The organism is Aestuariivirga sp. (assembly GCF_020252405.1).
Lineage (GTDB): Bacteria > Pseudomonadota > Alphaproteobacteria > Rhizobiales > Aestuariivirgaceae > Aestuariivirga.
On record NZ_JADCDA010000018.1, the window covers coordinates 18,908 to 33,642 of the forward strand.

General features: G+C 63.8%; 12 protein-coding genes. 5 read left to right on the forward strand and 7 right to left on the reverse strand.

Going from position 1 to position 14,735, the window contains the following annotated elements:
• Nucleotides 1–42 precede the first annotated feature (42 nt).
• Nucleotides 43–1,485 (forward strand): J domain-containing protein, encoded by a 1,443-nt coding sequence (locus IOC69_RS03955; RefSeq protein WP_290542230.1) that lies wholly within the window; start codon nt 43–45, stop codon nt 1,483–1,485.
• Nucleotides 1,486–1,648: 163 nt separating this feature from the next.
• Here the strand turns inward: IOC69_RS03955 and IOC69_RS03960 are convergent, their stop codons facing one another.
• Entirely contained in the window at nt 1,649–1,972 is a 324-nt protein-coding gene (locus IOC69_RS03960) for a hypothetical protein (protein WP_290542231.1), read from the reverse strand.
• A gap of 166 nt (nt 1,973–2,138) precedes the next feature.
• Nucleotides 2,139–5,336, reverse strand: a complete 3,198-nt coding sequence (locus tag IOC69_RS03965) for a type ISP restriction/modification enzyme (protein ID WP_290542232.1) — start codon at nt 5,334–5,336, stop codon at nt 2,139–2,141.
• Between the two features lie 597 nt (nt 5,337–5,933).
• Between IOC69_RS03965 and IOC69_RS03970 the strand changes: the two genes are divergently transcribed.
• From IOC69_RS03970 to IOC69_RS03985, 4 genes are all read left to right on the forward strand, one after another.
• Nucleotides 5,934–6,731 carry a lytic transglycosylase domain-containing protein gene (locus IOC69_RS03970; RefSeq protein WP_290542233.1) on the forward strand — a complete coding sequence of 266 codons (798 nt, stop codon included), beginning with the start codon at nt 5,934–5,936 and terminating at the stop codon, nt 6,729–6,731.
• Complete coding sequence (locus tag IOC69_RS03975) at nt 6,731–6,961, forward strand: hypothetical protein (RefSeq protein WP_290542234.1); 231 nt, start codon at nt 6,731–6,733, stop codon at nt 6,959–6,961. The genes IOC69_RS03970 and IOC69_RS03975 overlap by 1 nt, the downstream gene beginning before the upstream one ends.
• A 131-nt stretch (nt 6,962–7,092) precedes the next feature.
• On the forward strand, nt 7,093–8,337 hold the full coding sequence (locus IOC69_RS03980) for a Zn-dependent hydrolase (protein ID WP_290542235.1): 1,245 nt from the start codon (nt 7,093–7,095) through the stop codon (nt 8,335–8,337).
• A gap of 186 nt (nt 8,338–8,523) precedes the next feature.
• Nucleotides 8,524–8,877, forward strand: a complete 354-nt coding sequence (locus IOC69_RS03985; RefSeq protein ID WP_290542236.1) for a RidA family protein — start codon at nt 8,524–8,526, stop codon at nt 8,875–8,877.
• Between the two features lie 122 nt (nt 8,878–8,999).
• Here IOC69_RS03985 and IOC69_RS03990 read toward each other — a convergent pair whose 3' ends face one another.
• From IOC69_RS03990 to edd, 5 genes are all read right to left on the reverse strand, one after another.
• Nucleotides 9,000–9,503 carry a hypothetical protein gene (locus IOC69_RS03990; RefSeq protein ID WP_290542237.1) on the reverse strand — a complete coding sequence of 168 codons (504 nt, stop codon included), beginning with the start codon at nt 9,501–9,503 and terminating at the stop codon, nt 9,000–9,002.
• A gap of 45 nt (nt 9,504–9,548) precedes the next feature.
• Complete coding sequence (gene lepA, locus IOC69_RS03995; RefSeq protein ID WP_290542238.1) at nt 9,549–11,351, reverse strand: translation elongation factor 4; 1,803 nt, start codon at nt 11,349–11,351, stop codon at nt 9,549–9,551.
• 202 nt (nt 11,352–11,553) lie between these two features.
• Nucleotides 11,554–12,129 (reverse strand): nucleotidyltransferase family protein, encoded by a 576-nt coding sequence (locus IOC69_RS04000; RefSeq protein ID WP_290542239.1) that lies wholly within the window; start codon nt 12,127–12,129, stop codon nt 11,554–11,556.
• 125 nt (nt 12,130–12,254) lie between these two features.
• Complete coding sequence (eda, locus tag IOC69_RS04005; protein ID WP_290542240.1) at nt 12,255–12,908, reverse strand: bifunctional 4-hydroxy-2-oxoglutarate aldolase/2-dehydro-3-deoxy-phosphogluconate aldolase; 654 nt, start codon at nt 12,906–12,908, stop codon at nt 12,255–12,257.
• The gene (gene edd, locus IOC69_RS04010; protein ID WP_290542241.1) at nt 12,908–14,722 is read right to left on the reverse strand and encodes a phosphogluconate dehydratase; all 1,815 of its coding nucleotides are present in this window, start codon (nt 14,720–14,722) and stop codon (nt 12,908–12,910) included. Before edd ends, eda begins: the two co-directional genes overlap by 1 nt.
• Nucleotides 14,723–14,735: the final 13 nt, after the last annotated feature.

Here is a 14,735-nt window from a genome sequence, read left to right on the forward strand (position 1 = left end):
AGTTGGCGGATGACGCCCAGGTTGCGGCAAGCGGACCGATCCATGTCGATGACCACCGTTCCTGACCATTATGCGGCCCTGGGGATAGACCCGGCGGCGGATCCGGACGTGATCGCCGCCGCTTACCGGGCGCTGGCCAAGAAGTTCCACCCGGACACCGGCGCTGCCGCCGGCACCGCCGATCCCCGGCGCTTCGAGGCGATCCAGCAAGCCTATGAGGTGCTGCGTCGGCCCGAAACCCGCCATGCCTATGATGTCGAGCTGCTTGCCGCCACCGAGGCGGAGCTTCAGGCCCACATCGCCTCCAAGCGCCGCCTCGTGGTGCGCGGGCGTGAGCGCGCCGCGGGCGATGCCGCAGCGGCACCCCCGCCTGATCTGGGCGACATCCGCCCGCAGCCCGCCTCGGACCCCGGCGGCCCCGGCGGCCCCGGCGGCCCCGGGCATAAGCCGGCCCCGCGCCGCCGCCAGGCCCGGCGCATGCCCTTCGCCATTCCGCTGCTGCTGGTGCTGCTGCTGGGCGGCGCCTCGCTGTTCCTGCTCAGGGGGGCGGATACACCGCCACCTCCGTCTCCGGAGCTGCCGCAGGTGGCGGCCGTGACGCCCGCGCCGCCGACCCAGGTGGCCGCCGCGAAGCCCGCGCCCCAGCCGCCGCAGGCGGCGGTCGTGAAGCCCGCCGCAGCTCCCGTGGCCCCTGCCGCAGCGCCGCGGCAAACGGATGGGGCGGCCGGCCAACCCGTTTTCGGGTCCACCGCGGCTGAGGACAATCCGCCGGAGGCACGGTCTCCCGCCGCTGCAGCCCCCCTTGCGGCGGTGAAGCCCGGCGGGACGGACCAGCCGGACCAGCCGGACCAGCCGGACCAGCCGGTTTTCGGCTCCGCCAGCGCGATGGCGGCGCCCGATGCCCCGGCTGCTGCCGCAACCAATGTCCCCGCGGCCGCCCCGCAGGCAAAGCCGGAGCAGGCCTTGCCGCCGCCGCTTCCCAAGGCCCGGCCCGCCGCGCCGGCGCGCCAGGCGCAGCAGCCAAAGCCGGCCCAAAAGCAGGCCCAGCAGCCGGCAAAGCCGCGCCAGCAGGTGCAGGCAGCCCAACAGCGCCCGCCCTCCCGCCCCGTCTACCCGGACCCGCCGCAGTATGACCCGGATGAATACGACCCCTGGCCCAATTACGCCGGGCAATACGACCCGGTGCCCTTTGACGCGGAGCCCGACGGCTATCCGCTCCCGCCCCCCGGCTATGACGCAGGGTTCAACCCCGGCTACGACCCCAGCTATGACGCAGGCTTCAACCCCGGCCGCGGCCCCTATCGCCTGGTGATCTTCGAACGGCTGCCCGGCCGCCAGGCCATCGCGTGGAGCACCGGCGCACTGTTCGGATCGATCGGCAAATGCACGAGGCAGGGCGTCAGGGCCGCGCTCAGCCGCACCTCCGAGCTGGACGCCTACGGCGCCCGCGTCTGGTACGAGTGCCAGCAGCTGACGCAATACTGAGCCGCAATCTCCCGCCCCCCACGCCCGGACGGTCATCCCGGCGAAAGCTGACCCGGCTTTTGCTTAAAGCATTTTCGGGTCAAGTGGACACCGGTTGACCGTCGAAAATGCCACCGGACAAAGAGACAGAGCAGGTTTCGGTTCCACTGTACCGAAACCTGCTTTACGCCGCTGGCTCCGGCGGCGTTGCCGCGTCCAGCCGCGCCGCATGTGCCGCCATGATGGCCTCCCACTGCCGGGCCTCTTCGGCACAGCCGATTTCGCGCAGCTTGGCCAGCAGATAGGGCCAGGTGCGCTCCCGCATGTCGGCGCGCCGCGCCGCATCCCACGGCCACACCTCAGCGCGCCCCAGCAGGGCATCGAATTCGGCAAAGCGGTTCAGCACATGCCGCGGCTTCACGCGATAGGCATCGGCCTTTGGCGCGGCGGCGGGGCCGAACAGGTCCGGTTGATCCTCGCCGAACAGATTGGGCTGGGCATAACTCATGACGGCAGCGCCTCGAAATGCGAATCGATGGGACGACTATGCCCCAACCCCACCCGGCGCGCGAGATGCGGCGCAGCGCTTATCCTCCGTCTCAACTTTCCTGCTCCTCGACATCACCGGGCGAAAGGGAGAGGGTGAGGGGGCGTCCACCAGGGGAAATGCCCGCTCACACCCTGTCCGGAAAGGCCCGCGCATAGGCCAAGTCGATCTCCGCCATCTGCCGGATGGTGAAGGCCAGTGCATCCGCCACATGGCCCACATGGTCGATTTCGTCCAGGTTCAGCGTCCGCCCCTTGCGGGATTTCAGGTATTTGTCCAGCACCTGATAGCCGCCGATGTGGAAGTTCCACACCTCCGGCGGCACTGGCGCGAAGGCTTGCATCTTGTTGATGTGCACCGCCCGCTCCTCAGGCGAGTAACGCACGCCCTCCACCTCGCCAGAACCTTTTCCTTTGAAGCGCGCCAGCTTCAGCTTCGGCTTCACGCGCAACAGGTGAACCTGCACCAGCGCCCAGCCGAGGGTGGACAGCGCATCGAACTCCGCCCGGCCTTCCGCAAAGGGAATGCGCGGAAAATCGATGCGCAGGAATTCGGCATAGCGCCTGCGATAGGCCGGCGCATGCAGCACGGCATAGATGTAGCCGAGAATTTCTTCCGACGTGTAATGGTGGTCGTAGCGGGTGTCGATGAAGTCGCGGAACGCGGGGGAGAGGTTTTCTGTAAACTCTCCGCCATCATCCTTTAGCAGCAATGGAAAGACATATGATTGGACGGTCGACTCTCCAGACTTAGTCTCGGCTGGCTTATCCGTGACCAGGAAATGATCTGGAAACTGAGATTTGTTGGTCCGCGCAGTGATCAATGCAACATTTGGTGGAGTTATATGACGACTAATCCTAGGAACAGGCCAGCCAATAAAGCCCCGTGAGATATTTGTATTGTACGTGAATCGGTTATCAAAAGGACGATATGTGATCTCCTGAATAAGCTTCTTGTTTGGGCCGGATTTCTGTATGTCTTCCTTGGCCCAGGTAGCTTTCCAGTCCCGCACATCTGATGGTAAGTTGAAATCGCTGTGAAGCTGGTGATCAGGAGTATTCGCGAATTGCGTTACTGTGCTCCAAATCTCCTCTGGCGAGAAACTAATGCATAAGTGATCACGTTTGGTAATGATGCCTGTACCGTTGAGTGAGAATGCATCCGTGAGACCCGTATGATTGCGGTACTCTGACCGTAAGTTTCTATCTTCAGACGTGATATTGTAGTCTGGTTTATCTGGGTAGATACGACGACAACCCAGTTCTCTGAAGTTTGTACTTGCTACAGCGGAGTACTTCAAGATTCTGCGGCCCCAAAGATCGTGACGGAAGATTGAGGGTTCGACGCTGGGCCGCTTCACAAAGAGGGTAATCGCAACTCCCTGTTCAATATCGAAGATGTTCTCGTCTTTTCCACCTTCCGGTGTATGTTCCTTCTTTTTTGTATTGCCGTGGAGGTCGACCACATAAATCTGCTGAAAAGTCTGCATCAGCGAGGCGCGCATGCCGCGGAAGGTGGGATTATCGAGCCATGAATGGTTTGTAATGATGCCGACGATGCCTTCTTCCACCGCATCCATCTTCATCTGTGCGAAGCGGATGAACTTCACATAATCGTCCTGTAGCCATTTAGGATTCTTTTCGCCAAGTGGTTTACCGTCCACCATCTTGTAGGCGTCAATGGTAGCTTTCACTTCAGCCGAATTGTTCTTTGAATGACCAGAATAGGGTGGATTTCCTACAATAACCAGGATCTCCTTCTCCTTCACGCGCTGGGCTTCTCTGACTTCAGCGGTTAGGGAAGGAAGTATGTTGTGCAGCGCTCCTTGCGTCGGATCGAGTTCCACGCGCTCCAGCGTGTTGGTCAGGAAGATTTGCAGCCGCTCGTCCTCTTGCAGCGGGTGTCCCTTGTCGCGCAGGTATTGCGAGAGCTTCAGATGCGCGATGGTGTAAGGCGCGATCAAATATTCGAAGCCATAGATGTTCTTCAGCAAATGCTCGCGCACGATCAGAGCAGCCTGACCTGAGTCCGGTCCGCCGATATTGTCGAACACCTTCTCGAAGGTTTCGAGCAGGAAGGTGCCGGTGCCGCAGGCGAAGTCCAGCACCGTCACGCGCTTGTGGTCGGCCAGCCCGTCATCGATGCCAAAGGTGTCCTTCAATATGTCGTCCACCGCCCGCACGATGAAGTTCACAATAGGCGGCGGCGTGTAATAGACTCCGCGTCCCTTGCGCGTCTCCTTGTCATAGGCTTTGAGGAAGTCCTCGTAGAAATAAATGAAGGGGTCGCGCTCGAACAGCCGGTGCTCCTCCTCGTCGCCCGCGCGTATCTTGCGGCTGATGGCCCGGCGCTTGCGGAAGGAAAGGTCCGCATGGATGCCTTCGAGGTCCAGCGTGTTGACGATGGAGAGAACCTCTTCCACCACCCAGCGCACGTCGCGGTATTCGCTCTGGTTCAGCACCGTTAGGAACTCCACCAACTCACGGATCAGCCGGAAGGAGGCGGGGATGAAGTCTCTGGCGTTGGACAGCGTCACCTTGTCAGCAACACCCGCGTTCAGCTTGGCGAGGAACAGCCCATAGGCCAGCATTTGCGCGAAGGCGTCGGCGAATTCCTTCTTTTCCAGCTCGTGGAACACCTGCGCTTTGAAGACCTCGTAGAGGCCGAAGAGCCGGCCCTTACGCTGGTCCTTCTCCTGGCGGACCAGTTCTTCCGTCAGGTAGTCGCGCAACAGCAGGCTTCGGGTGGCCAGCGCGAGGGCCAGTTGCTGCGCCTTGCCGATGCCCTGCGGAGCCTCGCTGAAGAAGCCGTCCAGCAGTTTCGAAACCGCCGCTTCGTTCTCCGGCGCAATCTGCAGCTTCCTGCCTTCCAGCTCATGCACATGGGCCAGCCGCGCCCGCTCGCGCACACCCCGCTCGTCCAGCCACAGGAAGTCCAGATAGTCGGTGAGGATGATGTTGCCCGAAAGCTTCCGGTATTTCGCGATCTGCTCCGATTTCAGCACCTTGTCGAGGTTGGTTCCGATCTCCTTCACCTCCACATAGCCGATGATTTCGCCGGGCTTTGTCACCTTGAAGTCGGGTGCGCCGCGCTCGCTTTCGCGCTTTGGTTCATGCTGGACGTTGATGCGATGGTGGGATTTTGAGGCGAAGCTTTCCAACAGCCGCTCAAGAGCGGCTCGCCCCGTCAGTTCTGTATGCTGATCTAGGGGTGTTGATCGTAGCTGCACAAGATAGGGTAGAAAAGGGCTGTTCATACCTTTAGGTAATCGTGTCTGCTCGACTCTGTCGACAAGAAATTCGCTCAATCTGTTGCGGACGAGCAATTTGTGCTCCGAGGTCGTTCGCCACCCTTGCCGCGATGGCCCGCATGGGCTTCATCGCCGTCCACGACGCCGGCACCCGCTTCGCGCTCCGCCGTGCGGCGTGAGACGCTGCGTGCTTTCCCCCAGTTGCGTGGGCATCAGGGAGTTCGGGTTTCCGCCCGCCTGGTCCTCCTCCCGCTGGCGCCGCCAAGGGGGGATGGCCGTTGGCGCGTGTTCCGATCAGACGGTTGCGCCTGATCGGAACATGCGTCAGGGCCACGGGCGCAGCCGAATGCGGGGCCGTTCTCGCCATGACCGGGCGCAGCCGCAAGGCCGCGAACGGGACGCCGCGCAGGGCCCGCGTGACGCGGGGCGACGACAAGGGCCTTGATCGATAGGACTTTGCTCTTAATTTCAAGGAGCAGAATGTGACGTCCCACATCGCCATCAATGCCAGGGCTTGCGGAAGGACTTCACTTGTTTTTGATCGGCAAAGATCATTTGTGGCTGCTCAACTCCTCTGTCCTCCGGCAAAGTCGCCTTCTGGAGGCAGAGGATAGCAACAATCGACTTCCGATCTTGCAAATGAGAGGGGTTGTCGGAATGATCCGAGAGGAAATGATGAAGCTGCTTTGCATGATTGCCGCATTGTTTATTGGATTGACGACGCCCGCCATGGCGGCCTCCTGCGGCAAGACGGCTGCGGGCTTCGATGCCTGGAAGACGGCCTATGCGGCGGAAGCGAGGGCTCAGGGCATCGGCCCGGAAGGCCTCGCGGCGCTGGCGGAGACGAGCTATGCCACGGGCACCATCAAGGCCGACCGCGGCATGCATTCCTTCAAGCTCGGGCTTGATGCCTTCATGGAAAAGCGCGGGGCCGCCACCATCGTGGCGCAGGGCCGCAAGAAGAAGACGCAGAACGCCGCGCTGTTCAGGAGGATCGAGAAGACATATGGCGTGCCGCCGGGCCCGATCATCGCCATCTGGGGCATGGAAACGGCCTTCGGCGCCTATATGGGCAACCAGAACACCGTCTCCGCCGTGGCAACGCTGGCCTATGATTGCCGGCGGCCCGATTATTTCCGCGAGCAGCTGATCGCGGCTCTGCAGCTCATCGACAATGGCGTGCTGTCGGCCTCCTCCACAGGGGCCATGCATGGCGAGGTGGGGCAGACGCAGTTCCTGCCCAGGAACGTGCTGCTCTATGGGGTCTCGCTCAACGGCGGCGGCATCGACCTCAACGACAAAGCCGATGCGCTGGCCTCCACCGCCAATTTCCTGCGCGGCCATGGCTGGCAGCCGGGACAGGGCTACAGCCCCGGCGAGCCCAATTTCGTGGCGCTGCAGGGCTGGAATGCGGCAAGCGTCTACCAGCAGGCGCTGGCCATCATGGGCACTGAGATCGACGGCAACTGATGTTCAGGAACGAGCAGAAGCACCCGTTCTACAAGCCCCCGTGGGTGCGGGTGGCGGTGGTCGTGTCGGTCGCCCTGTGGCTTGGCTTCGAGATCTGGCAGGTCAATGCCGGGCGTGGCTCCGGCCTGTGGCTGGTGATTGCGGCGGGCGTGCTCGGATATGCGGTCTACACCTTCTTCATCACATGGCCCAGGGACGGGCCGGGGGATGACGGGACCCCACGCGCCTGATAGCGTGCCGGGCCGCATCAAGGGGTGATATATGGAATACCGCCAGTTCGGCCGCTCCGGCCTCAGGGTCCCGCCGCATGCGCCGCATCCTGCCCGGTCCAGGCCGCGCATGTGATTTGAGGGAGTTATCCATGACGTCCAGGACCAACCTCGCCATCAACCCGCAGCGCCTGTGGGACAGCCTGATGGAAACCGCAGCCTTCGGCGGCACGCCAAGGGGCGGCATCAAGCGCCTCACCCTCTCGGATGAGGACAAGAAGGTCCGCGATTGGTTCAGGGCCGAGTGCGGGAAGCTGGGCTGCACGGTGGACGTGGACGAGGTCGGCAACATGTTCGCCACCAGGCCCGGCAAGCGCAAGGACTTGAGCCCCATCGCCATGGGCTCGCACCTCGACACGCAGCCCACGGGCGGCAAGTTCGATGGCGTGCTGGGCGTGCTTGGCGCTCTGGAAGCCATGCGCACGCTGGTCGACATGGGCTATGAGACCAATGCGCCCATCATGATCGTCAACTGGACCAATGAGGAAGGCTCGCGCTTCGCGCCCGCCATGCTGTGCTCGGGCGTCTATGCCGGGGTTTTCACCGCCGACTTCGCCTGCTCGCGCGAGGACCGGCAGGGCATCAAGCTGGGCGATGAGCTGGCGCGCATTGGCTACAGGGGCAAACACAAGGCGGGCGACATCAAGTTCCAGGCCATGTTCGAGCTGCATATCGAGCAGGGACCGATCCTCGAGGCCGAGGCCAGGATGATCGGCGTCGTCACCGGCGTGCAGGGCATGCGCTGGTACGAGGTGACGGTGACGGGGCAGGAATCGCATACCGGCGCCACGCCCATGGGTCTGCGCAAGAACGCGCTGCTGGCCGCTGCCCGCATGATCGAGGCCATTCATCAGGTGGGCATGAACAACCTGCCGGGTGTCGCCTCGGTGGGGCTGATCGAGAACCGCCCCAACAGCCGCAATGTGGTGCCGGGCGAGGTCTTCTTCACCGTCGACCTGCGTCACCCGGATGAGGGTGTTCTGGACAAGATGGAAGCCGAGTATCAGGCCGCCCTGCCGAAGATCGCCGCCGGGACCGGCGTGACGGTGGAAGAGAAGCGCATCTGGATTTCGCCTGCCGTGACGTTTGCGGCCCCGCTCGTCGACTGCGTGCGCGAGGCCGCGGGCCAGGCCGGCTATTCGACGCGCGAGATGGCATCGGGTGCTGGCCATGACGCGGCCTATATTGCGCGCGTGGTCCCCACCACCATGATCTTCGTGCCCTGCCTCGGCGGCATCTCGCACAATGAGGCGGAGTCGACCACGCTGGAGGAGTGCGCCGCGGGCTCGCAGGTGCTGCTCAACGCCGTGCTCGCCTATGACGGCAAGCTGGCGTGAGGAACGGCCTTCCGGCGCGGGCGCGCGGGACCGCGCTCACGTCCGCCCCAGCGCATGTTCCGGTCAGGCGGAATCACCTGACCGGAACATGCGCCAGATCAAGAGCCACAGAATGATCTTATCGCAAGGTGGTTCCGCTTTTGCGGATCATGTTCTAATACCACCCCTTCCAGAGGAGAAAAGACAATGGCACTGAAGCGTATCGAACCCGGCAAGCGCATGAGCTCCGCCGTCATCCACGGCAACAAGGTCTATCTCGCGGGCTTCACGCCGGACAAGGCCCTTGGCAAATCGGTGGCCGAGCAGACCAGGGACGTGCTCGGCCAGATCGACGCGACCCTCGCTGAAGCCGGAACCGACAAGACCAGGATCATCAAGGCCAACATCTGGCTCACCAACATCGCCACCTTCGCCGAGATGAACTCGGTGTGGGACGCCTGGGTCGTCCCCGGCCAGACCCCGGCCCGCGCCACGGTCGAAGCCAGGCTCGCCGCGCCGGGCATCGACGTCGAGATCATGGTCGAAGCGGCGCTCGACTAGCGCATGTTCCGTTCAGGCGGACTCGCCTGAACGGAACGAACATGCGCCAGATTAAAAAGGCTTGCGCATGATCTTGCCGCAAAAGCGGTTCCACTTTCGCGGATCATGCTGCAGCCGACAGCTCAGCCGCCGAGCCCGCAGGACTTCAGCATCTTGTCGAGCTTCGGATCGGGATCGATCATCACGGGGAGGCCGCCCTCATTCATCATTATCCTCGCGGCCAGCGGATCGCCGCCTGTCATGGCCTTCCATAAGGGATCGCCATGGTCGAGCCGCACCACGAACTGCTGTGCGCGGTGCGCAGCCTTGTCGTTGACCGATTTCAGCTCCAGCGCCTTGGGAAATTTACGGCCATTGGCGGTGAAAACAACCCTCCAGCCATTGGCGGTCCTCCGCAGCGTGGAGGCGCTGCCCTGATAGTCATCCCCGGGGCCGTAGGGCAGCATGAGGCGGAGCGACTTCGAACCATCGGTGCAGACAAGATGGGTGAGCTCGTAGTCCTCGTCCACCGCGCTGCCGTCAACGCCGATCCTGAACTCGTAGATGGCGCCACCCTTGATGCGGGTGAAGCTGCTTGTCCAGTCCTGCTGCTCCTGCCCCAGCGCCGCGCCGGCGGCTGCAAGCATTCCACAAAGGGCCATCGCAGGCACGCGCATCGCGGACCCCGTTCGTCAGTTTTCGTCCATCTTGAGGGCGGAGATGAAGGCCTCCTGCGGGATTTCGACCTTGCCGAACTGCCGCATCTTCTTCTTGCCTTCCTTCTGCTTGTCCAGAAGCTTGCGCTTGCGGCTGATATCGCCGCCATAGCACTTGCTCGTCACGTCCTTGCGCAGCGCCGAAAGCGTCTCGCGCGCAACGATCTTGCCGCCGATCGCCGCCTGAATCGGTATCTGGAACATGTGGCGCGGGATCAGCTCCTTCAGCTTCTCGCACATCACGCGGCCGCGCTGCTCGGCGCGCTTCCTGTGCACGATCATCGCCAGCGCATCGACCGGCTCGGCATTGACGAGGATCCCCAAGCGCACCAGGTCGCCCTCCTCATAGCCGATCATCTTGTAGTCGAAGGAGGCATAGCCGCGGGAGACGGACTTGAGCCGGTCGTAGAAGTCGAACACCACTTCGTTGAGCGGCAGTTCGTAGACCACCATGGCGCGCGCGCCCGCATAGGTGAGCTGTTTCTGGCGGCCGCGGCGGTCCTCGCAGAGCTTGAGGATGGAGCCCAGATAGTCGTCGGGAACGAGGATGGTGGCCTCGATCCACGGCTCCTCGACCGATTCAATCAGCGTCTGGTCGGGCAGGTCGGCCGGATTGTGCAGGTCAACATGCGTGCCGTCACGCATGTTGACCTTGTAGATGACCGACGGCGCCGTGGTGATGATGTCGACGTTGAACTCGCGCTCGATCCGCTCACGGACGATCTCGAGGTGGAGAAGGCCGAGGAAGCCGCAGCGGAAGCCGAAGCCGAGCGCCGCCGAGGTTTCCATGTCATAGGTGAAGCTTGCGTCGTTGAGGCGCAGCTTGCCCATGGCGTCGCGCAGCTCCTCGAAGCGCGCCGCGTCGACGGGGAAGAAACCGGCGAAGACGACGGACTGCGCGGGGCGGAAGCCCGGCAGCGGCACGACGTCCATGTTCTTCTCGTCGACGACCGTATCGCCGACGCGCGTGTCGGCCACCTGCTTGATCGAGGCGGTGAAGAAGCCGATTTCGCCGGGGCCGAGCTCGTCCACATTCTCCTTCTTCGGCCTCGATACGCCCACGCGGTCGAGCTGATAGACGGCGTTGGTGGAGACGAGCCGGACCTTCTGGCCTTTCTTCATCGCGCCATCGACGATGCGCACCAGAACGACGACGCCGAGATAGGGGTCATACCAGGAATCGACAAGCAGCGCCTTGAGGGGTTTGTTGCGGTCGCCCCCGGGCGCCGGCAGGCGGTGCACGATGGCTTCCAGAACATCGGGCACGCCCAGGCCGGTCTTGGCGGAGATCGGGATCGCATCGGAGGCATCAATCCCGATCACGTCCTCGATCTGCTGGCGCACGCGGTCGGCGTCGGCGGCCGGCAGGTCCACCTTGTTGAGGACGGGAACGATCTCGTGGTTATTGTTGATCGCCTGATAGACATTGGCGAGCGTCTGGGCTTCCACGCCCTGGGACGCGTCGACGACGAGCAGCGAGCCCTCGCAGGCGGCGAGCGAGCGGGAGACCTCATAGGCGAAGTCGACGTGGCCCGGCGTGTCGATGAGGTTCAGCACATAGTTCTCCCCGTTCTTCGCGGTATAGTCGAGGCGCACGGTATTGGCCTTGATGGTGATGCCGCGCTCGCGCTCGATGTCCATCGAGTCCAGGATCTGGTCCACCATCTCGCGGTCGGAGACGGCGCCGCAGAGCTGGATCAGCCGGTCGGCAAGCGTCGACTTGCCGTGGTCGATATGGGCGATGATGGAGAAATTCCGGATATGAGCGGTGTCAATCATGATTGCGGGCTGTTTGGCATTGGGGGTGGGCAAGGTCAAGCTGTGCAGCGCCCGCATACTCTCCCTCAGCCGTCACCCCTGCGAAGCCCGTGAGGGCTGGGATGTTGGCCATTGGGCCGGGGTGGAGGGACAGAAAGAGGATTCGCGGCCTTTGCCAGGCTGACGGCAGTTATGAATGAATGGCCGTCTCCGGGCATGTTCGTCACGCGAACTGATCGCCCTCCTCCACGATCCTGAGCCACGGCCACCTGGCACGGTAGCTCTCTGCTTTCGTCTGCCATTTGCCTGGCTGCGGGATGACCGGGTTGATGCGGAGGATTCCCGCCGCGAGGTCGGCGAAGCCGTCAGGGGCGAAAACCCCGCCCGTCGCCACATCGATGCCGACACAGGTGCAGCGCACGAGGTAGCGGGAGATGCCATCCCGCACCGAATGGAGTTGCGGGTAATCAGCACCAAAGCGCTGACGGTACCAGAGGTGGACGCGGGCCTGGTTCTTCACCTCGACCGGCAGGCCGAGCCGTTCAGCAAGCGGCGTCACGCGGCGGATCAAGGCGTCCTCCGCCTCCCAGGAGAGATCGCCGCCATCGAAATAGAAGACATCATAGTCCTTGATGTTTTCATGCGGCGGGCGGCCGGAGAGGACGTTCCACAGGGTTTGGAAAAGGCAGCCGGCGGTGAGGTGGCACTGCGGCAGGGCGAGTTCCGCAAGGCCTTCGAGGAGCCGGCGGTTGTGCGGGTTCGAGAGAGCGATCTCGCGGAAGACAGCGGCATCGAGCATGGGGCGAAGTTAGGGTGAGTCGCGGTGCAAGGAAATGAAACAGACTGGCCCTCAGCCGTCACCCCATCGGAGAGCCGGGGCCAGACGGCCCAGGGGTTTCCGGCGGGAAAGCGGTGTTCCGCTTGTCACCGCGATACGGATGATCCAAGCAGCGCCGCCTCGCGCGCCAGCTTTTCGATCCCCGCCCAGTCCTTCGCCCCGACAAGCTTCTTCGGCGCCATCCATGAGCCGCCGATGGTGATGACGTTGGCGAGCTTCAGGTAGGACGCCGCCTTCTCCGGCGTGATCCCGCCTGTCGGGCAGAAGCGGATCTGCGGCAGCGGCGAGGCGAGAGACGAAAGATAAGCCGTGCCGCCAGCGGCTTCCGCGGGAAAGAACTTCTGGATGGAATATCCCCACTCCAGCAGCGCCATGCATTCGGATGCCGTCACACCGCCGGGCAGCAGCGCGATGTCATAATCCTCCGCCGCGCCCAGCAGCTGGCCGGTCGATCCGGGCGACACCGCGAACTGACAGCCGAGCCGATGACTGTCGCGCAATTGCTCCGGCGTCAGCACCGTTCCGGAGCCCACGATGGCGCCTTCCACTTCGGCGATGACGGCGCGGATGCAGTCCATGGCCTTTGCCGTGCGCAGCGTGATTTCGAGAACGGGGAGCCCGCCCCTCACCAGCGCTTGCGCCAGCGGAACGGCGTCTTCGACATTCTCGATCGCCATCACCGGCACCACCGGCGCCAGCTTCAACGCGGCCGCGAGACCCTTCTGGTATTCTTTCGTCATCACACTGCCTCGAAAACCGATGCGCCCTGATCGGCGCGGCCCGCGATCCTGCGGAAGGCCTGGAACAATTCGCGCCCCGTGCCGGCGTTGTTGGCGGAAAGGTCGGCCTTCACGGCTTCGCGCGCGGAGAGATCGGCCAGCACCTCAAGCGTGCCAGCACCGGCGTCGAGCCTTATGAGGTCGCCGTCCCTGATCCTGGCGATGGGACCGCCGTCAACGGCCTCCGGCGTCAGGTGGATCGCGGCGGGCACCTTGCCCGAGGCGCCCGACATGCGGCCATCGGTGACGAGCGCCACCCTGTAGCCCCGCTCCTGCAGCACGGCGAGCGGCGGGGTGAGGCGGTGCAGTTCCGGCATGCCGTTGGCCTTGGGCCCCTGAAAGCGCACCACGGCCACCATGTCGCTGTCGAGTTCGCCCGCCCGGAAGGCCGCCTGCAATTCCTCCTGCGAGTGGAACACCTTCGCCGGCGCCTCGACAACGTGGCGGTCGGCGGGAATCGACGAGGTCTTGATGACGGAGGCGCCGAGATTGCCGGTCAGCACGTTGAGGCCGCCCGTCGGCTGGAAGGGATCGCGCGCGCCGCGCAGCACCTTGTCGTCCGCTGACGCGTGGACCGCGTCGGCATAGACGAGTTCGCCGTCCGGCCCCAGTCTCGCTTCCCTGGTATAGCCCGACAGACCGGCGCCCATGATCGTCCGCACGTCTTCGTGAAGCAGGCCCGCGCCGAGCAGTTCGCGGATCAGAAAGCCCATGCCGCCCGCCGCATTGAAGTGGTTCACGTCGGCCTTGCCGTTCGGATAGATGCGCGCCATCAGCGGCACGGCCCTCGAGAGTTCGGCGAGGTCTTCCCACGTGAGCGCGATGCCCGCCGCCGCCGCCATGGCGATCAGGTGCATCGTATGGTTGGTCGAGCCGCCGGTCGCGAGCAGGCCCACCACGCCATTCACCACCGCTTTCTCGTCATAGATACGGCCGATGGGCTGGTAGTCGTTGCCGAGCGCGGTGATCGACAGCGCGCGCTTTGCCGACTCGCGCGTGATCGCATCGCGCAGGGGCGTATTGGGGTTGACGAAGGTCGAGCCCGGCAAATGCAGGCCCATGATCTCCATCAGCATCTGGTTGGAGTTCGCCGTGCCATAGAAGGTGCAGGTGCCCGGGCCGTGGTAGGACAGGGCTTCCGCCTCCAGCAGCTGCTCACGGCCCACCTTTCCTTCGGCATGGAGCTGGCGGATCTTCGCCTTCTCGTCATTGGGAAGTCCGCTGGTCATGGGGCCTGCCGGAATGAACACGGCGGGGAGGTGACCGAAGGACAGCGCGCCGATGATGAGACCCGGCACGATCTTGTCGCAGACGCCCAGATAGACCGCCGCATCGAACATCTGGTGCGACAGGGCGACCGCGGCCGAGAGCGCGATCACATCGCGCGAGAACAGCGAGAGTTCCATGCCCGTCTCGCCCTGCGTCACGCCATCGCACATGGCGGGCACGCCGCCCGCCACCTGTGCCGTGCCGCCCACGGCGCGCGCCGCCCCGCGGATCATGGCGGGATAGGTCTCGAAGGGCTGGTGTGCCGAGAGCATGTCGTTGTAGGCGGTGACGATCGCCAGGTTCGGCGCATTGCCATTGCGCAGCGCGGTCTTGTCATGCGGACCGCAGGCGGCAAAGCCATGCGCGATATTGGCGCAGCCCAGCGCCTTGCGCTTCGGCGTCAGCGCAATGGCCGCGTCGATCTTCCCGAGGTAGCGGTTGCGCGGCGCGCGGCTGCGGGTGATGATCTTCTCGGTGACGGCGGAAATCGTCTCGTTCACGGACATGGGTCTGCCTTCG

What these genes read in the sequence shown, in the direction of transcription:
- IOC69_RS03980 (WP_290542235.1), top strand. Translation starts at nt 7,093, where the DNA reads ATGACGTCCAGGACCAACCTCGCCATCAACCCGCAGCGCCTGTGGGAC.
- edd (WP_290542241.1), bottom strand. Translation starts at nt 14,722, where the DNA reads ATGTCCGTGAACGAGACGATTTCCGCCGTCACCGAGAAGATCATCACC.
- IOC69_RS03955 (WP_290542230.1), top strand. Translation starts at nt 43, where the DNA reads ATGTCGATGACCACCGTTCCTGACCATTATGCGGCCCTGGGGATAGAC.
- IOC69_RS03985 (WP_290542236.1), top strand. Translation starts at nt 8,524, where the DNA reads ATGGCACTGAAGCGTATCGAACCCGGCAAGCGCATGAGCTCCGCCGTC.
- IOC69_RS03975 (WP_290542234.1), top strand. Translation starts at nt 6,731, where the DNA reads ATGTTCAGGAACGAGCAGAAGCACCCGTTCTACAAGCCCCCGTGGGTG.
- IOC69_RS03970 (WP_290542233.1), top strand. Translation starts at nt 5,934, where the DNA reads ATGATGAAGCTGCTTTGCATGATTGCCGCATTGTTTATTGGATTGACG.
- IOC69_RS03960 (WP_290542231.1), bottom strand. Translation starts at nt 1,972, where the DNA reads ATGAGTTATGCCCAGCCCAATCTGTTCGGCGAGGATCAACCGGACCTG.
- IOC69_RS04000 (WP_290542239.1), bottom strand. Translation starts at nt 12,129, where the DNA reads ATGCTCGATGCCGCTGTCTTCCGCGAGATCGCTCTCTCGAACCCGCAC.
- lepA (WP_290542238.1), bottom strand. Translation starts at nt 11,351, where the DNA reads ATGATTGACACCGCTCATATCCGGAATTTCTCCATCATCGCCCATATC.
- eda (WP_290542240.1), bottom strand. Translation starts at nt 12,908, where the DNA reads ATGACGAAAGAATACCAGAAGGGTCTCGCGGCCGCGTTGAAGCTGGCG.
- IOC69_RS03990 (WP_290542237.1), bottom strand. Translation starts at nt 9,503, where the DNA reads ATGCTTGCAGCCGCCGGCGCGGCGCTGGGGCAGGAGCAGCAGGACTGG.